At 36.3% G+C, this 24,092-nt stretch carries 4 protein-coding genes; all 4 read left to right on the top strand.

Annotation, left to right across the window (positions count from 1 at the left end):
• Positions 1 to 286: 286 nt before the first annotated feature.
• The 4 genes from ACHRV5_RS13700 (at position 287) to ACHRV5_RS13685 (ending at position 24,047) form a co-directional block, all read left to right on the top strand.
• Positions 287 to 8,986: an amino acid adenylation domain-containing protein gene (locus ACHRV5_RS13700; RefSeq protein ID WP_395427127.1), complete on the top strand. Its 8,700-nt coding sequence runs from the start codon at positions 287 to 289 to the stop codon at positions 8,984 to 8,986.
• Positions 8,987 to 9,785: 799 nt separating this feature from the next.
• A complete protein-coding gene (locus ACHRV5_RS13695; protein WP_395427126.1) occupies positions 9,786 to 16,169 on the top strand; it encodes an amino acid adenylation domain-containing protein in 6,384 nt (2,127 codons plus the stop codon).
• Positions 16,170 to 16,177: 8 nt separating this feature from the next.
• Complete coding sequence (locus ACHRV5_RS13690; RefSeq protein WP_395427125.1) at positions 16,178 to 19,573, top strand: amino acid adenylation domain-containing protein; 3,396 nt, start codon at positions 16,178 to 16,180, stop codon at positions 19,571 to 19,573.
• Between the two features lies 1 nt (position 19,574).
• Entirely contained in the window at positions 19,575 to 24,047 is a 4,473-nt protein-coding gene (locus tag ACHRV5_RS13685; RefSeq protein ID WP_395427124.1) for a MupA/Atu3671 family FMN-dependent luciferase-like monooxygenase, read from the top strand.
• Positions 24,048 to 24,092: the final 45 nt, after the last annotated feature.

Here is a 24,092-nt window from a genome sequence, read left to right as displayed (position 1 = left end):
TCAAAGTTTAGGTGTTTGTGAATCCCTTCAATAATTGTTTTTCTGTTGCGGATAACTGCCCGTAATTTTTATACCGAAAGTCCGTAATTTTTAGTGGAGTGTAGCTTTTATTTTCGCTTAGGGTCAATTATGCGATCTGCGTTGTGACCTGAATTGCAAGAACATAAAAGTAGATTACAGGCTTCAGATCATTTGTTATATAGCTTCTTGGTAACAAAAGACAACAGTGATTAGCCTAGTTAACTCCTTGTCAAATAAACTAATGGTATAAAAGAATTACACTAAAATGGATCACATTAACCACAAAATTGGTAAAGACTATTGGAATAAAAAAATCAGTAAACTTACTTATTCTAAAGAAAATTTTCCGGAAAACTCTTCAACAGATTTTAGTACCGTTTCGGCTTCTGAACTTTCTTACTTCTATAAATTAACGGCTGAAAATACTATTGTAGAATTTACGGTGTTAATCGCCCTTTATAATATGTTGCTTCAAAGGTATTTTGAAGAGTCTAATTTTGTGTCCTCGAATATGTTTTTGAATGCTGAAAATGCAGTGTCATTTTATGTATTTCAAGCCATAGCTCAAAAGACGGTAAAAGAATTTATACAGGAAGCAAAAGAAGAAGTTCAGGACGTTTATAAGCATACAAACTATTACGAAGAGCATAGTATTGCCACAACATCGAATGTAAATGCTATTCCCTTTCAGTTTAATTACGGAGCAGAAAAAGAACAGCAAGTATTGTGCTGCGGCTGGTCCTTTCAAATCGAAAAACTGGAAAACAAAGATTTTAGAATGGCATTACATCATTCGGATAAATTTGTGGAAAGTGCTCTCGCCGGACATTTTTTAGCAAATTTTAAAAATCTATTAGCAGGACTAGAAGACAATATTACGACTTCAATTTCTAAGCTGCCTTTAGTTTTGAATGAAGAAAAAGAATTGCTGTTGCATACTTTTAATGCGACAAAAAGGAACTATGATACGACTCTGTCATTAGCCGAAATAGTAGAAAAACAAGTACAGAAAACACCACAGCATATTGCCGTTGTTTGTAAAGAAACCGTACTTACCTATGAGTCGCTTAATGAGCAGGCCAATCAGGTTTCGGATTGGCTGATTAAAGAGTATGCTATTGCAGCAGGCGATTTTGTCGGGGTTAAAATGGAGAGAAACGAAAAACTACTGATAACTCTATTAGCGGTTCTAAAGGCGGGAGCTACTTATGTACCCATAGATGTCAATTATCCGGAGGAAAGAATTGCCTTCATTGAAAAAGACAGTAATTGCAAGCTCGTTGTTGATGCTGTTCTTTATAAAGATTTTGAGGAGAAAAAGAACAACTACTCCAAAGAAAATCAGTCTGCGAACAGAAAATCAGCTGAGCTGGCGTACATTATATACACTTCGGGAACTACCGGAAACCCTAAAGGCGTGATGATCACGCATCAAAATGCTGTAGCCTTAATTGATTGGGCACAAAGAGAGTTTGACACAGATAGTTTTGATGTAGTGTATGCCGCCACATCACATTGTTTTGATCTTTCCGTTTATGAGATGTTTTACACACTTTCTGTTGGAAAAAAAATCAAAATACTAAATAATGCTTTAGAGATTGGCGCAGAATTGGCCAAGGATCAGAAGATTTTATTAAATACAGTACCTTCAAGTATTCGAAAGGTTTTGGAGGAAGGTTTTAGCCTTAAAAACGTGAGTGTAATAAATCTTGCAGGAGAACCTTTTCCGGTAGATATTGCAAAAAAATTGTTACTAACGAATGCCGAAATAAGAAACTTATACGGCCCTTCAGAAGATACTACTTATAGCACTTGTTACAAGTTATCTTCAGAAAAAAACTACACGACCATTCCTATTGGTAAACCCATTAGCAATACACAAGCTTATATTTTAGATGAAGCTTTACAACTGGTACCGGCTGGTATTGTTGGAAAATTATATCTTTCGGGAGACGGTGTGACAAAAGGCTACCTCAATCAACCCGAACTAACTTCGGCAAAATTTATAGAAAATCCTTTTGAGGAAGGAAATAAAATGTACGATACCGGTGATTTGGCAAAATGGGGCCCTGACGGGAATCTGATTTTCTTGGGAAGAAAAGACCATCAAATAAAACTCAGAGGGTATCGTATTGAACTTGGTGAAATTGAGAACGCCATTTCTTCTTTTTCAGAAAACATACTGCAAGCCGTTGTGGCGGTCAAAGAGCGTAAAGGAGAAGATGTTTTAGTAGGCTATTATGTAGAAAACGAGTTTATCGATAAAACAGTTTTAAGGGGACATTTAGAAAAACTCCTCCCAGGATATATGATTCCTGCTTATTTTATTAAACTAGAGGCAATTCCGTTGACTCCAAATGGTAAAGTAGATAAAAAAGCGCTTTCAGAAATTACGGAAACGGCAATCGTAAAAAGAGAATATGTAGCTGCGGCTGATGTTCTTGAAAAAACACTAGTCGAGATTTGGGAACAAGCCTTAGGAGTAGCGCCTATTGGTATGAACGATCATTTTTTTGAAATGGGAGGCCATAGTTTAATGATTTCGCAAATTATTAATGCCATCTACAAAAAACTTGAGAAGAGTGTTCCATATAAAATGTTTTATACCAATCCAACCCTCTCTGAGTTAAAAAAAGTATTAAAAAATAAAGAATATTTGCCAATTCCTTTGGCTGCTTTTTCAGAATCCTATCCATTGACGCACTCACAAAACCGACTGTGGTTGTTAAGTCAACTCGACGGCGGGAATGATGCCTATGAGATTTCAGGAGCGGTGGTGCTAAAAGGAGCTGTCAACCAAGCTAAATTTATTGAAGCCTTTAATCAAGTAGTGGCACATCACGAAATTCTGAGGACTTTTTTTAAGAAAGATCAAAACGGAGCGGTAAATCAATACATTCTGCCCAAAGAAGAATTTCATTTTGCCATAGACACTAAAGATTTTTCTCATCAGCAATCGCCATACGATGAGGTAAAGCATTATATTGAAGGAAAAAGTAAAAACTCCTATGATCTGACGAAAACTCCTTTATTCAGCGCTTCGTTATTGAAAACTACACCGGATAATTTTGTGTTTTATTTATCAATGCATCACCTGATAAGTGATGGATGGTCATTGGAAGTATTGACCGCACAGGTTTTAGCCTGTTATGATGCTTTGCATACCGGAGAGGCAATCAAGTGGTCTCAGGAAGCTGTTCAATTTAAAGATTATGCCGTTTGGTTGTTGGAAGAACAGAAAAAAGAAAGCTATCAGACCGCCCGATCGTATTGGCTTAAACAATTTGAAGACACCGTTCCGGTACTTCAATTACCGGTTTATGCGAACCGTCCCGCAGTAAAAACGTATGGAGGAAGTCAGTTGTATCATGTTTTAAAACCAGAAGTACTTACCGAGCTAAAAAACCTTTCCAAAAACTATCAGGTAACGCTATTTACAGTGTTAATGACGGGTATAAAAGCAGTATTATCCCGATATAGCAATCAAGACGACATTATCATCGGAACGCCAATAGCGGGGCGCGAACATCCTGATTTAGAAGATCAAATAGGGTTGTTTACCAATACGCTGGCCATACGAAATTCAGTAAATCAGAATGAAGGATTTTCGACCTTACTTCAAAGAGAAGGAAAACTGCTTTTGGAAGCTTATGAGCATCAGAATTTTCCATTTGATGCCTTGGTAGAAGAACTAAAAATAGCAAGAGACACCACAAGATCACCTTTGTTTGATGTGATGGTAGTGCTGCAAAATCAACAGCAATTAGCCAACTTTAAGCACTCCGCTTCTTCTACAGTAACGATCGAAGAGTTCGAAATTAACAGAGCAATTGCCCCTTTTGATCTCGTATTTACTTTTACAGAAAAAGAGGAGCTTACTTTAGAAATACTTTACAATACAGACCTTTATACAGAAAATTTCATCAAAGGATTGTCCCAACATTTGGAGAACTTGTTTGTTCAGGTGATAAAGAGCCCTGAAATGGTAGTAGGGGAAATAGATTTGGTTTCCGAAAATGAAAAAGAAACTTTACTACAGGTATTCAACGATACTGATATCGCTTTTGATACGGAGAAAACCATAATCCATTTGTTTTTAGAGCAAGTAGAAAAAACGCCACACCATATCGCTGTCCAATCAGAAAATCAGTCTTTGAGTTATGCCGAACTGGATAAAAGATCGAATAAATTGGCGAATTACCTGATTGAGAACTATCAAATTGTTCCGCATGATCTGGTAGCAGTTTTATTAGAAAGAAACGAACACTTGGTGGTTTCCTTGTTGGCCATACTAAAAACTGGTGCTGCATATGTGCCTATAGACAAGAATTATCCCGAGAACAGAATTAAAGATATTATAGATGATGTTGCGGGCAAAGTAGTGATAGACAATGCTTTTTTGGATGTTTTTTATAATGAAAAACAATTGTCCGCCGTTCAACCCGATGTAAAAACTGAAAGTACTGATCTAGCCTATGTAATCTATACTTCCGGATCTACCGGAAAACCAAAAGGCGTTATGATTGCACATCAGGGATTGGTTAATTTGTGTTTTTGGCACAAAGAAGTCTATAACGTTACAGCATCCAGCAGAGGAACTTTGTTTTCCGGGGTTGCCTTTGATGCATCGGTTTGGGAAATCTATCCGTATTTGCTATCAGGTGCCACACTTTACCCTATTGAAAACGAAGAAGTACGTCTGCAAACCAAATTGTTGACTTCTTTTTTGAAAGAAAACGAGATTACTCATGCGTATTTGCCTTCAAAAATATGTCAGGATATCATGGCAGATAACAGTTTGGCTCTATCGACTACGATACTTACAGGAGGAGAGAGTTTAAATTATGCAGTGGGTACTTCTTTACAAGTATATAATAATTACGGACCAACAGAAAACACGGTCGTAACAACCTATTACGATTGTAAAGAAAGCACAAAAGAGAAAGTATCGATCGGAAAACCTATCGCAAATACAAAGGTTTACATATTGTCTGAAAATTTAAAATTACAACCAATTGGAGTTATTGGAGAATTGTGTATTTCAGGAATCGGACTTTCAAAAGGGTATTTGCATCAACCGGAACTTACGGCTGAAAAATTTATTCAAAACCCATTTGCAGCAACAGAAAAATTATACAAAACCGGAGATTTAGCCCGATGGTTACCTGATGGAAATCTTGAATTTATAGAGAGAAAAGACAATCAGGTAAAAATACGAGGCAACAGGGTTGAATTGGCAGAAATAGAACATGTGATCAGAAGCTATGAACCTGCAATTTCTACTGCCCTGGTTCTGGCCAAAGAAATCAACAATGAACAGACCATTATAGCGTATTATACCGCAACGGTGCCTATTGACAGAAAAGCACTTAGAGCCTATTTAAAAGAACAGTTAGCCGATTATATGGTGCCGGCGTATTATATTGCATTAGAAACAGTGCCCTTAAATGCAAACGGTAAAATAGATCTGGCCAAGCTACCTGCAATCACCGAAGCCGATGTTCTGAAAAAAGAATACGTGGCACCGGTTAGCGAAACTGAAACAAAAATTGCCGTTATCTGGCAAGAACTTTTGGGGCACCAAATCATAGGTAGCACCGACGATTTTTTTGAACTTGGAGGACATAGTTTGCTGCTAACAAAATTAGTAAGCGAATATCAAAAGACATTCAAAATAGCGATTCCGCTAAAAACGCTTTATGCCAATACCAGTCTGAGAAGCCATGCCGCTCTTTTAAATGATTTAGCTCCAGACGTATATGAGATTGATAAATTACCTTCTCAGGAATACTATGAATTATCGCCATCGCAAATGCGCTATTGGTTGCTTTATAAAATCAAAGGAAAGTCAAGAGAGTTTAATATATACAGTACGCTGCAGTTACCGGATAACTTTGATCTAACCGCTTTTAAAACCGCGTTTGATCTTCTTTTAGAACGTCATGAGATTTTAAGAAGTGTATTTGTAGAAGAGGCCGGAATTCCAAAACAAAAAATCCGATCCCATTTATCAGTAGAAATCCCATGCTTCGAATCGGAATCGGATGCTAAAAAAGAGGTATTCGAACAGGAGTTTGATCTTGAAGCAGATGTTTTGTTTAAAGTGGCTATTTTGAAAGAAGGCCCGGCTCACCGTTTGTATTTTAACATCCATCATAGTATAAGTGACGGCTGGTCTATGGGAATTATATCGAGAGATTTAATGGATATTTATACAGCCACTATTCTCGGCAAACCTACTGAACTTCCTGAATTGGCTATACAATATAAAGAATATGCCCACTGGCAAAATAAGGTATTGCGGTCGTCGGATGTTAGTGTTTCCGAAAAATACTGGAAAGAACAGTTTGCCGGACAATTATCGTATTTGCAATTGCCAACAGACTACACGGCAAAAGTAAAAACGAACTATGGAACCTCTTCTTCTTATACCGTTTACATTTCAGAAGAACAGAAGAAAAAAATAGAAAAACTATCGGGAGAAAAAAAGACGAGTGTTTTCGCAATTTTTGTGGCTACGCTAAAGATCCTGTTGTTCAGACTCACTTCCGAAGAAGATATTACACTGGGGATTCCTGTGGCTAACCGAAATCATTACCAATTAAAAGAGGTAGTGGGGTGTTTTATAAATACGCTTATGTTGCGGGATAAAATAAATGAGAAGGAGTCTTTTGAAACCTGGTTGCAACGCGTTAATGAAACTTTAATAAACGCTCTGGCACATCAGAACTATCCTTTTGAACAGTTATTGGAACTCATAGATGCCCCCAAAAATGACAATGGTTTTCCGCTAAGTCCTGTGTTTTTGAATATGGTTGATTTTGATGCAAAATCGTTGGAAAGGATAGCCGATTTTAGGCCAAATCACGAACTACTGGAAGCAACTCCAAAGTTTGATATGGAATGTTACATAAAAAGTTTTACAAACGGATACAGTATCAACTGCGTATACGATCAGGAACTCTTTAAAAAAGAAACCATAACGTATTGGATAGACGCCTATTTGTCAATCATAGATCAGGTAGTGGTCGATGGCAAAAAAGCAGTACAGGACATACAAATATTTGAAGACTATATTTTTGAGGAAGACGATTCAAAACCGACCAATGATTTTGATTATTTTGAAGCAAGTGAAATTGAACAAAGTATCACACAGCGATTTGAAAAACAGGTAGCCAAATTTCCCGATCATTCCGCTGTATTTGCGAATCAAACAGTACTTACTTACAAAACGCTGAATAATTGCGCCAATTATTTGGCATTAGAAATCAATAAAAAAGCCAATCCGCAGACACGACGAGTAGCCTTGCTTTTAAACCATAATGAAACCTGCGTAATAGGAATGTTGGGAGTGCTAAAAGCTGGTTATGCCTATGTGCCTATAGATGCGAACAGTCCTTTGAGTAGAATTCAGTACCTTATTGAAGACTCAGGTTGTACGCTTTTGGTCTGTAATGCAACCACTGTAGAAAAAGCCCGACAGTTGGAGCAGGAAGTACCACAGCTAGCTATTATAACGATATCTGAAAACTATACTCTTCCCGAAATTTCAAATCCAAATAACAGTATAAGTCCTTCAGCGGAGGCTTATGTTTTGTACACTTCCGGTTCTACGGGAATGCCAAAAGGAGTTTTACAAAAGCAAAGAAATGTACTTCATTTTATCAGAGTATATACCAATAATGTTCGCATTGCCATAAAAGACAACCTAAGTGTTTTCTCTACTTATACTTTTGATGCCTCGGTAAAAGATATTTATGGTGCGATTTTAAACGGTGCTACCGTGAGCATTTACGATATTGTTGAAAATGGTCTTGACCCGCTTTCAGACTGGTTATTTGCGCAGAATATCACAATTATACATATGGTACCCACGATCTACAGGAATTTTTTAAAAGGACTGGAAGAGGACAAAGTCCTACCAACAGTGCGATTAATAGATTTGGGAGGAGAATCATGTCATAAGCCCGATTTGGATTTATTTAAAAAACATTTCCTTGAAGGTGCTTTTTTAGTAAACGATTATGGGCCGACGGAATCTACAATTGTGGCGCAAAAATTCTTAAAACACGCCTCACAGTTGACGAGAAGCAATGTGCCTCTGGGCAGATCGGTTGAGGAAACGGAGCTCTTTTTATTGGGTGAAAACAACCAGCGAAGAGGGGTTTATCAAACAGGAGAAATTGTTTTCAAAAGCGACTTCCTTTCATTGGGCTACCTAAACAGAGAGGAATTAACTGCGCAGGTTTTTACAACAGATCCCGCTACAGGAGAAGGAAGAATTTATAAATCAGGCGATATCGGAAAGATGCTCCCTACGGGTGAAATTGAGTTTTTGCAACGCAAAGATTCTCAGGTAAAAATCAACGGATTTCGAATAGAGCTGTCTGAAATAGAATACCAATTAGAACAAATTGAGTGGATAAAAGAGGCCGTGGTTTTACTTAAAGAATTAAATGGAAATAACCACATAACGGCCTATATAAAGGTAACCGAAGCTTTAGAAGTAACAAAAATTAAAATGCTTTTAGGAGAAATATTACCTAAATATATGATTCCGACGATCTATATAACCATGGAAGAATTTCCATTAACGAGAACCGGAAAAATAGAACGAAAAGCATTACCAAACCCTGAGGTATCGGATTTAAAAACCGTTCCTTATGTAGCGCCGAAAAATGACATAGAAAAAACCTTGGTCACGATTTGGGCTGAGGTGCTGAAAATTGATGCGCCAATTATAGGAACCGAAGATAATTTCTTCGAATTAGGAGGCAACAGTTTACAAGCCGTTGTTTTAATCAATAAAATAAATAAGACCTATAATACGGTATTTTCGATCGCTAATCTTTACGAAACTTTAAACATTCGGGATTTATCTGCTTTGTTGCACTTTTCGATACTTCAGAATAATGAAGATGATACGGTCTTGCAGGAATTGGATCAGGACGAAATTATTTTGTAAACCCGTCAATAAAAAATAATCAAAATTTGAATAGCCGTTGGTTTTAACCAGCGGCTATTTGCGTTTGAGTCAGGAAGCTTTAAGAAAAAAACTTGTGAATAAAGTTTTGGCTAAAGCTTCGTATTAAAAAACACCTACTAACCTGATTTTGATTATTAAGATGTTGATTTTTTACTATCGAGGTTTTCCTACAAGGTCTTTTTTTGACCTTGCAGGTATCCTAATTTATGCTTTACACCTAACAAGGTCAAGAAAAAGGCCTTGCAGGAAATAGAATAGTTCATAAAACACAATATGGATTGAACGTACTGCGCATTTTGTAAGTTTTTTCTAAGATAAAAATTCAGTGTTTTGGATGTTTTACAAAAGAATCAATTTTTTTTAGTTAAAATTAACATGCTTATTTGTTTGATTCTTAATGTTTTAGGGGCTTCACTGAAAAGACCGTAAATTAGATATCAAAAGTCCGTAATTTTTATTATTTGGTTACTGATATTTTTGATTAAAGTATTTTATGTGTAGCTACTAGAAGGGATTTTTATATGGCACATAACTGTAAATGAGGATGGTAAATGTGTGTTTTTTTTTGAAAATTAGATTTTTTGCATCACGTGCAGTTTACAAAGATTGGCGTTTTTATATCCGTTAAAGTTTGTGTTGAGAAAAAAGCTTGCGAAGTATTAAGAAACTAATCCATTATTTTTTTAGCAGTAGTTAAAGAATGAGGTAAAAAAAAAAAAAAAGAAAATGATCTGGAAAATAGAATAAAATACAAGACTAGATTAAAACTGTTTTTTTTATGAAAAATGAAATGATTAATAAGCTTCTTTCTTTGGGAGTTCAGTTGAAAATAATTGACGGAAATCTTAAGGTGAATGCTCCAAAGGGAGTATTGACAAAAGAGTTGCTGGAAGAGATTAAAGAGCACAAGGCCTACTTGATTAGCTTGATCTCTTCGAATATTTCAATTTCTAAAGCTAAGGTAATGGAAAGTTACCCGCTGACTCCCACGCAATATTTTATGTGGTTTACTCATGAATATCTGGGAGGAAACAAAGCTTACAACATCACTTCGACATTGAAGTTAAGTGGAAAACTCAATGCGACACTTCTGGAACAAGCATTTCAAAAAGTAGTTGCACGACACGAATCACTTCGAACCATTTTTAGAAAAAATCAAAAAGAAGAAATACAACAATATATCCGGACTAAGGAAGAAGCAAATTTTAAGCTTCAAACCATAGTTTCGGAGGATTCCTCTGTAGTGCAACTTCACAATCAAATAAAAAAAGAGTACCAAAAAGCTTTCGATCTGGAAAAAGATCTTTTGCTGAGCGCTACTTTATTAAAAAGAAACGAAGAAGAGCACATTTTGTTATTTGTGTTGCACCATATCATAGGCGATGGCTGGTCCTTGCAAATTCTAACCAGAGAAGTAATGCTGGTTTACAATAGTTTAGTCCATAACCAGGAAATACAATTGGCAGAACTGTCGATACAATACAAAGACTACAGCGAATGGCTCAATGAGAAACTTGCAAGTCCTGAATATCATAACAAATTAGAATATTGGAAGCAACAGTTTGAAACCAATTCCCCTCTATTAAATTTAGTTCCGGGAAAACGTCCGGTCATGAAAACGTATAACGGAAATATTCTTCAGCACGAATTTTCAAAATCGTTTTTAGCAGCATTAAACACATTTGGTAAAGAACAGCAAATGACTTTGTTTATGCTCTTAGTTGGAGGCCTTAATGGATTGTTTTCCAGATATACAGGTCAGAGCGATATAACCCTTGGTACTACTGTGGCAGGAAGAGAACATTCTGATATTGAGAATCAAATAGGTTTATACTCTAATGCACTGCCAATTCGAACAAAATTTGATAAGGAAGACAGCTTTTTGGAACTCATGCAGAAACAAAAGCAGACGCTTATCAAAGCATACGAAAACAAAGAATATCCTTTTACAGCACTTGTCAATCAATTAGCACTTCCTAAAGACCAAAGCAGATCACCATTGTTTGATATTATGGTGTTGTTGCAAAATCATCAGGGCTTGGAACTAAACGATCAAAAAGAAATTGATGGGATTGTGGCTACTGAATACAGCGAAATAGAAAGAGGTGTAAGCCAACTGGACATTAGTTTTGTATTTGTAGAAAGTGAAAAAGGACTGACATTAAACGTAGAATACAATACAGATATCTATCAGGAGAATTTTATAGCTAATTTGTTACAGCACTTTGAAGCTTTTGTAAGTTCGGGTTTGAGAAAGCCCGAACAAGCAATAAATGCTATTGAAATTGTATCTCCGGCAGAAAAAAATAAACTTCTTAACGAGTTCAATACGGCACTAACGCCTTACGATTCTTCTTTGACAGTAGTAAATCTTATACAATCAAAGGCTAAGGAAGCCCCAAATCAAACCGCATTTGTACACCAGGGAGAGAAAATCAGCTATGCCCAATTAGAAACCTACAGTACTAAACTGGCCAATTGTCTTTCGCAAAAATTCAACATAAAAAAAGGTGATTTTATTGGAATTGAACTGGAAAGAAATCCATGGATGATTATTGCGATTCTGGGTGTATTAAAAGCAGGAGCGGTCTACGTACCCATAGATCCTGCCTATCCCGAAGCACGAAAAAAGTACATACAAGAAGACAGCGGATGTAAACTGATTGTCAATACGCAAATCATAGACGAGTTTAAAAATAATGTAGAGCAATATGCTGAGACGCCTGTTGCTACGATTGCCCAAGAAGATTTAGCTTATGTGATCTACACTTCGGGATCGACCGGAAATCCGAAAGGGGTTCAGATTACACATGAATCTTTTGTAGATTATGTGTTAACGTTTAAAAATCATTTTCGATTAACGGCTCAGGATAGTGTAGTGCAGCAAGCCAGCATTTCTTTTGACACGTCTATAGAAGAAATATTTCCGATTCTTAGTAGCGGAGGAACCTTGTTTTTTCATTACGAAAAAGGGGATTTTGATGCGTTATTCAAGCTTTGCGAACAACACAAAATAACGGTTTTAAGTACGAATCCTTATGCATTGCAATACCTGAATGATACATACGATCAGTACGATCTTGGGATCAGAACACTGATTAGTGGCGGAGATACTTTACAAGCCGATCATGTTAGTAATTTATGGGACAAACTTGCCGTATTTAATACTTATGGCCCCACAGAAAGCACTGTTTGTGCGACCTATTATCAGCTAACAAATAAAGAAACAGTCATTCCAATTGGTAAACCAATAGTGAACAGGCAAGTATATATTATGGAGTCGGGTGCTACTCAATTAACTCCTGTTGGAATTGTTGGTGAACTTTGTATTTCGGGAAAAGGAATAGCAGCCGGATACTTGAATCAGCCTGAATTGACGAGAGAGAAATTTGTCTCCAATCCGTTTAATTCTGATTTGTTGCTGTACCGTACAGGAGATTTAGGTTATTGGATGCCCGACGGGAACATTGGTTTCATAGGCCGAAAAGACCAACAGATAAAAATTAGAGGATATCGTGTAGAACTTGGCGAGATTGAACAGGCACTACAAGAAGATAAAACCGTAACCACGGCAGTAGTACTAGCCAAAGAACGAGCCGGAGAACAAGTTCTTGTGGCTTATGTAGTCGGTACAAACATCAATATTGAAGCTTTAAAAAACGGCTTAAGAACAAGTTTACCGGATTATATGATTCCTGGGTTTTATGTAGAACTGGAAACAATTCCTTTAACTTCTAATGGAAAAATAAACAAACAAGCGTTATTGGCCATTGAAGATCTTGGCGTAAAAAATAACGAATATGTGGCCCCCGGAAACGATCTGGAATCTCAAATGGTTTTGTTATGGGAAGAGATTTTAGGAATATCCAAGATCGGCATTACCACCAGTTTTTTTGACTTGGGAGGACACAGTCTGAAAGTGATAAGACTCATCAATAAATTAGAAAAACTAGGATATAAATTAAAAGTCAAGGATGTTTTTGAATCCCCGACCATACTGGGAATTATAGCAAAATTACAACTGTCTGCGAGCGCACAATTTACCAAAATACCGGAGCAGGAATACTATCCGGTGACTTCTTCACAAAGACGTTTATGGACACTAAGTCAATTTGAGGGAGGCAGTGCGGCTTACAACATTGCGAATGTATTAGAATTGAAAGGCAAATTAGACCTGTCCTTATTTCAACAATCAGTAGATAAACTCATTGACCGACACGAGAGTCTTCGCACGGTTTTTAAAGCAGATGAATCGGGAGTGTTGAGCCAATATGTACTGCCAGCAGCATCGGTTGTTTGTCCGATAGACCTGCATCATGGATTAAATGAAGAAGCGTTATCAGCAAAAATAACCAGTCATGTCAACCATCCTTTTGATCTGGGTGAGGCACCACTGCTAAAAGTAGAAATTATAAGCTTTAACGATGCGCATTATTTACTCTTGTTTAATCTGCATCATATTGTAGGAGATGGCTGGTCGATGGAAATTTTATCCAGAGAAATAGTAGCCCAATACAACCATCTAAAACAGGCTACAGGAATTGCGTTACCGGATTTACCGATTCAATATAAAGATTACGCGCATTGGTACAACAGTGTGCCAAATCAGGAAAAATTAGCCGAATCAGGAAGTTACTGGCGCGAGCAATTTGCAGGTAATCTTCCGGTATTGGAATTGTTGACCACAGCCACACGTCCAAAAGTAAAAACGTATAATGGCGATAGTATTTCACATGCTTTCTCAATAGATTTTATTACCAAATTAAAGGGTTTTTGCCAACAGCATCAAGCTACTTTGTTCATGGCAGTAATGGCAGGATTAAACGGCTTGTTTTACAGATACAGCGGACAAACTGATATCATTCTCGGAACTCCGGTAGCAGGACGAGATTATCCGGATTTAGAAGATCAAATAGGATTATACCTGAACACACTGGCAATTCGAACTCGTTTTGAAGTAACCGATACGTATGGCAGTTTAGTAAAAAAACAAAAGAAGGTTTTGCTGGAAGGGTATGAGAATCAATCTTATCCTTTTGATGTACTGGTAGAAGAATTGGGGTTAAAACGAGACCTTTCAAGATCGGCACTTTTTGATGTTATGGTTGTTTTACACAATCAGCAAGATCTTTTTTCTAAAGAAGAAACTTTCGAAGAAATAACAATAGCGCCCTATAAAAAAATACAAAAGAACACAAGCCAGTTTGATTTGAGTTTTTCTTTTGCGGAAGGAAAAGAGAGTCTGAATCTGACGTTGAATTACAATACTGATATATATACCAAGGGTTTTGTTCAAAAACTGGTACACTATTTAGAAAAATTTATTTCTGAAGGGATAGAAAAACCGAACGATAGCATTGCCAAAATTGACTTTGTTCCCAGTGAAGAAAAACAACGTTTGCTGCACACTTATAACGCGACAAATAGAGCCTATCAAGAAAATAGAACTATAGTAGATTTGGTTAACGCTCAAATGCGTAAAACACCCGAGGCCATTGCGCTTGTGTGTGAAGATAAAACGATTACGTACAAAACGTTATCGGAAAAATCAAATCAGTTGGCACACTACCTGTTGGATCAATACGCTGTACGTCCGGGAGATTTTGTAGGTATAAAAGTAAAAAGAGATGAATGGTTGGTTATAGCCCTGCTAGCGGTCTTAAAAACCGGAGCGATTTACGTTCCTATCGATTTAAATTATCCGGAAGAACGAATCGCTTATATCGAACAGGACAGTTCCTGTAAAATTACAATAACCGAAAAAGTATTGCATGATTTTGAACAGGCAAACATACCGGTTGCAGAACTGCCGGAAATTAAAATAACATCCGATTCATTAGCTTACATCATCTATACTTCGGGATCTACCGGAAGACCAAAAGGCGTTATGTTAACCCATGATAATGCTGTAGCCTTTTTAGAGTGGAGTAAAGAAGAATTTGCTGCTGCTGATTTTGACATTCTCTATGCAGCAACTTCACATTGTTTTGATTTATCGGTGTTTGAAATGTTTTATCCACTGAGCACCGGAAAAAAAATCAGAATCATTACCAACGGATTGGCCATTGCCGATTACGTAGACAGCGACCAAAAAATATTCATAAACACAGTTCCTTCTGTAGTGGATAATTTACTGGAAAGAGAGATTTCTTTAAAAAATGTTTCGGTATTAAATATGGCGGGAGAACCTATTCCGATAGCGTTGAGCAATGCCCTGATCAAATATCCGATCGAGATAAGAAATCTGTACGGTCCGTCTGAAGATACGACTTATAGCAGTTGTTACAGGATTGAAAAAAAGCAGGAACATTCGCTTCCAATTGGAAAACCTATTTCTAACACCCGTTTTTATATCGTATCAGAGGAATTAGCCTTACAAGGAGAAGGACTAATAGGCGAGATCTGTATCTCCGGAAAGGGATTATCGGTGGGTTATTTGAATCAACCTGAGCTGACTAAGGAGAAATTTGTACCAAATCCGTTTGATCCCGGAACTGTCATGTATCGCACGGGAGATTTGGGCTATTGGATGCCCGATCAAAATATAGGTTTTGCAGGACGAAAAGACGATCAGATAAAAATTCGTGGATACCGTATAGAGCTGGGCGAAATAGAACATGCTTTACAAGAAGAAGAAACCATAAGCAATGCAGTAGTACTCACCAAGGAGCATGACGGAGAAAAACAAATTGTTGCTTACTTAAAAGGCGAGAATATTGACATGCAGCAAATACGTAAAAGCCTGTCACAAAAACTGCCGGGTTATATGTTGCCAACCTATTCTCTGTTGTTAGACGAAATACCCTTAACAGCTAATGGTAAAGTTGATAAAACGGCACTTTTAAAACTGGAAATTTTCAAAATAAAAGCTTCAGACTATGTAGCACCAACCTCAGAAACAGAAGCAAAAATAGCCGCCATATGGCAGGACATACTTGGTTTGGAAAAGGTAGGTATAACAGATGATTTCTTCGAATTGGGCGGACATAGTTTAAAAGCGACTGAGCTATTATCAGTTCTTCAAAAACAATTTGATGTATCGATCAATATTCAGGAATTATTCCTGCGTCCTACCATTCAGAATTTAGCAATGAATATTGAAAATGTGAAATGGGTGGAAGAAATAGATAACGAACGGTCTGTAAAAAAGATACTAATATAAAATTACACATGGAAACAATCTTTTTAATTAAAGAACTAAGAGAAAAAGGAGTAGCGGTAAAGCTAGTCGGGAATCAGCTGGAAGTATCTCTGTTAAAAGAGACTGTGGAGGATGAGGTAGTGGAAATAGTAAGAAATAATAAAGAACAGATTATAAGTTATTTACAATCTATTTCGATCAATAAATTTAAAGAAATACCCAAAGCCAAAGAAGCACTTAGTTATCCTGTTTCCAATGCACAATTTAGAATTTGGTTTGAATCACAGTCCACTACAGCCTCTATTGCCTATCACATTCCTTTTGAAGTTAAACTAGAAGGCGATTATGATCAAAATAGCTTAGAAGATGCTATAATTTATGTCCTGAACCGACATGAAATATTGCGTACCGTATTTCGACTCAATGCAGAAAAAGAACCACAACAACAGATACTATCCGTACAAGAATTAAACTTTAATCTCGATTACGAGGATTATTCAGAAGCTGCGGACTCTTTGTACAAAGTAAACGAATACATCAAAGAAAAAGCAAATGTGCCGTTTGATTTAGAGAATGGTCCTTTGTTGAGAGCTGCTTTATTAAAGTATGACAACAACAGCTATTATTTCTCCTGTATTTTACATCATATTATCTGCGACGCCTGGTCAATTCCAATTTTAAAGAGCGAAATATTGACCGCTTATAAGGCCTTACAGACGAATAAAGTACCCGCACTGGAAGAATTAAGAATTCAGTATAAAGATTATACGTTATGGAATTTGGATAATCTTGAAGGAGCATCTTTTCTAAAACAAAAGGATTATTGGTTGGCTAAACTTTCAACCGAAACTCCGGTTTTAGAATTACCCATTTCAGGTACACGTCCACCCGTAAAAACGTATAACGGACAAACGTTGAAAACCTATTTTAATACCGACATTTCTAATGCTGTAAGCTCTTACCAAAAAAGCCAGGAAGGTTCATTGTATATGGTAATGTTAAGCACTTTGCATGTGATGTTGGCGAAATACACGGGAAATAATGACACTATTATAGGAAGCCCTTTTGCTGCGAGAGAGCATATAGATTTACATAATCAAATAGGGTTTTATACCAATACTTTGGCCATTAGAAACAAAGTAGAACAATCCGATTCATTTGATACTTTTTTTACAGCTGTAAAACAATCCATATTAGAAGCACATAACAATCAGCAATATCCTTTTGAAGAAGTAGTAAAAGCTTTGAATTTAAAAAAGGATGCTTCAAGAAATCCTCTTTTTGATGTGATGCTGGTGGTTTTGCCAAAAGAAGGAGCAAAAAACGAAGAACAATTTGACGATGAGGCTTTTTCAGAAGCAATTACAGTCGAAAAATATACGACCAGTAAATTTGATCTATTAGTGTATGTAGAAGAGACCGAAAATGACTTGTTATCCCTTAAGGTAGAATACAATACCGATTTATTTGAGGAAAAATTCATAGCACAGTTTATAACGCATTATAAAAAATTAGTACACCTATTATTGACTCAACCTGCAAAAAGAATAGGAGCACTTAACTATCTTACAGAGAAGGAAGGAGTACTTAAACAAGAAGCTGCAACGGAAAAATATGTAAAAAAATGCGTGATAGAATTTTTTGAAAATCAAGTACAACGCACACCGGAAAATGTAGCGGTTAAATACGAAGATATTTCATTAACATATAAAGAAGTAAATGAATACACCAATCAGTTAGCACATTGCTTAAGAGAAAAATACAACGTAACTCCACAAACTAACGTAGGAGTAATTTTGGGACGTTCACATTTAAATGTCCTGGCAATGATAGGCATTATAAAAGCCGGTGGATGTTATGTTCCAATTGATCATAAATATCATATTGAACGTAAAGAGTATATCTTGGAAGATGCTGAAATACAAACAGTAATTTCAACAATAGATTTATTTGACGAAGAATTATCAGAAAAGGCAGCTATAATCAATTTAGATCAATTTGCATTTTCTGAATGGGATGATACTAATCTGAATATCGTAAATCAATTAGATGATCCTTCCTTCGTTATTTACACCTCAGGCTCTACCGGACATCCTAAGGGGGTGGTACAAACCCATAGAATGCTCAGCAATTTAATTCAATGGAATATTTATGACTCGGGTATAGAATCAGGATTAAAGCATTTGCAATATACCTCCTTTAGTTTTGACGTCTCCTTACAGGATTGCTGGTTTGTGTTAAGTAGTGGAGGGGTTCTGTTTATAACTCCGGAAGCAATGAAAATTGATTTCAGGAGACTTTTAGATTTCATTGTTGGCAATGCTATTGAAGTGTTGTGTTTTCCATTTTCTGCCTTGACGAACTTTTTTGATTTTCCAAAAGAAACATTTGTTAAAAACCATGAGATTAAACACATTATATCTTCCGGGGAGCAATTAATGGCGAATAATACGTTACAAGAATTTTTGGTACAAAACCCAAAAGTTAAATTACACAACCATTATGGCCCTTCAGAAACCCATGTAGTGACCAGTTATACAATGTGTAAGGAGGAAAACGAGATTGTATCTTATGTTCCAATAGGAAAACCGGTAGCCAATACTGCCATATATTTATTAGATAAGAATCAGCAACCGGTACCTAAAAAAGTAATAGGCGAGATCTATGTTGGAGGGGAACATTTAGCGCTGGGCTATTTAAAATTACCTGACCTGACTAACGAGCGATTCATCGCCAATCCGTTTGAAAAAGACGAGCGTTTATACAAAACAGGAGATTTAGCCTATGAAGATTATACAGGCAATATGATCTATTTAGGCAGGAATGATAATCAAATAAAAATTAGAGGATATAGAATTGAATTAGAAGAAATTAAAAACGTTATTCTGATTCAAGATCATGTAAATCAGGCTTTTGTTGATGTTGTGAATAAAGAAAAGGAGCAACTGATAGTGGCTTATATTGTACCAACTGCAGCCATTGACCGACTTTACTTAAAAAAACAATTAAGCAAGGTTCTTCCGGACTACATGTTACCTTCTCATATCGTTATCTTGGATGAAATCCCGCTTACACCTAACGGGAAAATCAATAAAAAAGCATTGCCTGAGATCGATGACAGTGCTTTAGTTACTACACAATATATAGCACCGGAAACGGACATAGAAAAGCAATTAGCAGAAATCTGGAAAGATCTATTAGGGATCGATAAGGTAGGAATCCTGGATAACTTTTTTGAATTAGGCGGGCATAGTCTGAGAATGCATAAAATGTTAAATCAAATAAAGACAGAGTTAACTACTGAAATAACATTTGAATTGTTTTTAAGTGATCCGACTATTGAATCGGTAGCGCTACATATCGAAAATTTAAAGTCGTTACAAAATCAAGTAACATTAACGGAGAAGAAAAAAATTCTTATATAAAATGAAAGCAGCCTCTATTTTAAAAGAAATAAGATTAAAGGGTTTAGATGTGAAACTATCCGGGGAAAATCTTGAATTGATTTTTCTGGAAGAAGATATTGATAACTCGCTCATTGAACTGGTAAAAGAAAATAAAGAAAGTATTCTCGATTACTTAAAGAAAATAACATTAGTTAGTTCTTCTAATAAAATTCTTAAAGCAGCTATAAAAGAGTTATACCCGGTAACCTCTTCTCAATTGCGATTTTGGATTTTATGCCAAATGGAAGATATTAACAGTGCCTACAATTTGCCTATTGTTTTAAAATTGGAAGGCGATATAAATACCACTAAATTACAACAAGCGGTTAATGCGCTTGTGATGCGACATGAGGTTTTAAGAACGCATTTTGTACTACAGGAAAATGGTGAAATAGCTCAAAAAGTTTTACAAGAAGCTGACTTTCAAATGGAAGTCAGAAATAATTGTTCGGACGAAGAAATTAAAAGTATTGTAACCGATTTTATAAAATCACCGTTTGAACTAAAAGAATCTTCTTTTTTGAAAACGCTGTTATTGCACAAAAACGACAAGGAATATTATTTAGGAATTAATATCCATCATATTATATCGGACGGGGCCTCTTTAGAAATTTTGATGTCTGATTTAGCACAAATCTATAATAGTTTAGTTTCCGAAAACCCGATTAATTTACAGGAGCTGCCGATACAATTTAAAGATTATGCCGAGTGGGTTAGTGATAAAGAAAATGTAAAAAGCGAAGAAAAATATTGGTTAGAAAAATTTTCAGGAGAATTGCCGGTAATTAACTTACCAACTTATCAATCCCGACCAGCTTTAAAGACCTATAAAGGATCCAGTTATACACATACAATAAGTCAAAAAAATTTAAAAAGCTTAAGAGTGTTTTCTAGCGAAAACAAAGGAACTCTTTTTATGTCATTGATGGCCGCTGTAAATGGATTATTGTATCGATATACTTCTCAAACGGATATTATTTTAGGAACTCCCGTTTCCGGAAGGAATCATGCGGAACTTCAAAATCAAATTGGCTTGTATATTAATACGTTGCCAATACGCATGCAATTTCAGGGAGATAGTTCTTTTTTAGATTTATTCAACCTGCAAAAGCAAACCTTAGAAGAAGCATATTCAAATTCAGGTTATTCATTTGGAGACTTGGTAGATAAACTTAATTTAAGCAGAGATGTAAGCCGCTCTCCTTTGTTTGATATTCTGGTGGCACATCAGCAAAAAAACGACGAATCAATTAGTTCTGATTTGTTTTTTGAAGGATTAAAATGTTCTTTTTATACCAATTATGAGAGCACAGTCAGCAAGTATGACTTAACATTTACTTTTTTTGAAGACGAAAGCAATCTGAGCTTATCTATAGAGTACAATACGGATCTCTTTCAGAAAAAATTCATTGAAGACCTGGCGGTTAATTATGAAAACTTCATAGTACAAAGTGTCAAAGAACCACAATTGGATATTAAAAGCACAAAGTATTTGGATAGTAAACAAATAGAAGAGCTCTTAAATAAATTCAATGCTACGACGCATCAGTATGATACGAAAGCAACAACTGTTTCTTTGTTTCAAAAGCAAGCCATGCTGTTTCCTGAAAAAATTGCTCTGGTATGCGATGGAAAAGAGATGACTTATAAAGAACTGGACGAAAAATCTACACGATTGGCTTCCTATCTTCACAAACAGGATGTACAATCCAATACTACAGTAGGGGTTTGCTTGGGACGTTCTATGGAAATGATGATTGCGATTCTTGGAATACTAAAGTCAGGAGCTTCCTATTTGCCATTAGATCCATTTTACCCATTGGATCGTATTGACTATATCATAGAACACAGTAAAACAAAAATTGTTTTAACAGACCAAGAGACCCAAAACATAATTTCTAAAAGCGTTAAAACCATTTCCGTTGCTACCTTGGATGCGGAGTCATTAGAAGCGTTTTACCTGCCAGAAATTGAAAGTACGTCATTGGCATATGTTATTTATACCTCAGGCTCTACCGGTAAACCAAAAGGGGTAAAAGTATCCCACAGGAATTTAGTGAACTTTATGGAGGGAATGAATCTGAAGTTTGATCAGACAACTCAGCATGAAGTGTGGTTAGCCATGACCAGTATAAGTTTTGATATTTCAATTCTGGAATTGTTATGGACATTGACTCGCGGAAGTAAGGTTGTAATTCATTTAGAAAGGCCGGTTCCTATTCTGCCTAAACCTAAAATGGATTTCAGTTTGTTTTACTTCCCTACCGGAACAAGTTCGGAAACCAATAAATACAAACTACTTATTGAAGGAGCCGGATATGCCGATAAAAACGGATTTGAAGCGATCTGGGTTCCGGAAAGGCATTTTCATGATTTTGGAGATCAATTTCCCAATCCGTCAATTGCCGCTGCCGCAGTTTCAACCATTACAAAAAATATAAAACTTCGCTCAGGAAGTGTGGTATTGCCGCTACATGATCCTGTAAGAGTTGCCGAAGAGTGGTCAATGATCGATAATTTATCTGAAGGGAGAGTGGAATTATCTATTGCTTCCGGATGGCATCCAAACGATTTTGTTTTAGCACCCAATGATTATCAGAATCGTCATCAATTGATGCATGAAAAAATAGACCTGCTAAAAAAGTTATGGAGAGGAGAAACCTTAACCCGTAAAAACGGAATAGGGAAAGACTTTGAATTTAAAATACATCCTACTCCCGTGCAAAAAGAACTTCCAATTTGGGTGACTGCCGCAGGAAGTGTAGAGACGTTTAGATATGCAGGAAGCATTGGAGCCAATGTTCTGACCCATTTGTTAGGCCAGAGTATTGAAGATTTAGGAGAAAAAATTGAAGTATACAGACAAACGCTTAAAGAGAACGGATTTGATCCGCAGAAAGGAAAAGTGGCGTTAATGTTACATACTTATGTCGGAAATAATGCGGAAGAGGTAAAGAATATTGTCGAAGAGCCCTTTAAAAATTATTTAAGAAACTCGCTGGATCTTCTAAAACCTCTTGCAGAAGAGCAAGGGCTGGACTTAAAAAGTGACGAAGAAGCCTTATTAGATATGGGTTTTTTAAGATTTTATAAAAGCAGTAGTTTGTTTGGAACTCCGGAAACCTGTTTGGAAATAATAAACCGCGCCTACAATATTAATGTTAATGAAATAGCATGTTTGATTGATTTTGGAGTAGAGGAAAAAAAGGTACTGGAAAATCTGGATCATTTATTTAGCTTAAAAGAGTTGGTAAGAAGATCTAAAGTTCAGTATGACTTTATTGTAAATCGCATGAATAAACTAACATCGGATGAAGAGGTGACAACACTTATTCAGCAGCATAAGGTTACACACATGCAATCTACACCATCGTTTTACGAAGAATTTTTATTGAATACGAAAGGTAAAGAAGCACTACAGCAAATAAAGACGCTTTTAGTTGGTGGAGAAGCATTAAAAAAAGCACTTGCAGAAAAGCTCCTTAGCGAAGTCAAGAATGATATTTATAATATGTATGGACCTACAGAAACAACGATTTGGTCTTCCGTAAAAACGGTAGCAACAAGCAACGATGTAACGTTAGGAAAGCCTATTGCAAATACAAAAATTTATATCCTGGATGCCTATAACCAGTTATGTCCGGTAGGGGTCTCAGGAGAATTATGCATAGGTGGAGATGGGGTATCTTTAGGGTATTTACACAATGATGAACTAACATCGTCACAATTTATAGACAACCCTTTTGAATACAACCAAAAAATATATAAAACAGGTGATTTGGCTCGTTGGATTTCTAATGGAGAGTTAGAATATCAAGGAAGAATAGACAGCCAGGTAAAAATTAAAGGGCACAGAATTGAATTAAAAGAAATAGAAAATGTAATTCTTGAGCACGAAACGGTCACGCAAAGTGCTATTTCAACTTTTGAAAACAAAGGACAAACGTTCCTTGTTGCTTATATCAAAACGGCAAGTTATACAGAAGAAAACAGCGTCAAAGAATTTTTAAGATTGCGTTTGCCACACTACATGATACCTCAATATGTAATAACGCTTGATGACTTTCCGCAAACACCAAACGGCAAAATTGATTATAAAAAACTGCCTGCTCCGAACGAGGAAATTAGTGCAACTAAAAACTATGTGGCTCCAAGGAATGAGATGGAAGAAAAGCTGGCAACATTATGGGGTGACTATTTAAAACTGGAGCAAATTAGTATCGATGATAACTTTTTTGAAATTGGAGGTAATTCCATGAAAGCCTTTCAATTGCTAGCCATATTGAACACCGCTTTGCATACAGATTTAAAAATCATATCCTTTTTTCAATATCCGACGATACGAACTTTGGGAGAAAACCTGAATCAGGATAAGTTATCCAATACAGTAAAAATAGAAGAAAATGAAATGGAAGATGTGGAGGAATTAATGGATTTTATGAACGATTTGTAAGATTAATAAAAGAAGTGGTGAATTAATTGAAGAATCTAATGTTAC

Origin of the sequence: Flavobacterium sp. FlaQc-52, from assembly GCF_044007495.1 — a bacterium.
Taxonomy (GTDB): Bacteria; Bacteroidota; Bacteroidia; order Flavobacteriales; family Flavobacteriaceae; genus Flavobacterium; species Flavobacterium cupriresistens.
This window is presented reverse-complemented; position numbering and strand designations above follow the sequence as displayed.

Bases quoted from the DNA above. Each gene is read 5' to 3' on its own strand.
- ACHRV5_RS13695 (WP_395427126.1), top strand. From the start codon at position 9,786: ATGAAAAATGAAATGATTAATAAGCTTCTTTCTTTGGGAGTTCAGTTG.
- ACHRV5_RS13690 (WP_395427125.1), top strand. From the start codon at position 16,178: ATGGAAACAATCTTTTTAATTAAAGAACTAAGAGAAAAAGGAGTAGCG.
- ACHRV5_RS13700 (WP_395427127.1), top strand. From the start codon at position 287: ATGGATCACATTAACCACAAAATTGGTAAAGACTATTGGAATAAAAAA.
- ACHRV5_RS13685 (WP_395427124.1), top strand. From the start codon at position 19,575: ATGAAAGCAGCCTCTATTTTAAAAGAAATAAGATTAAAGGGTTTAGAT.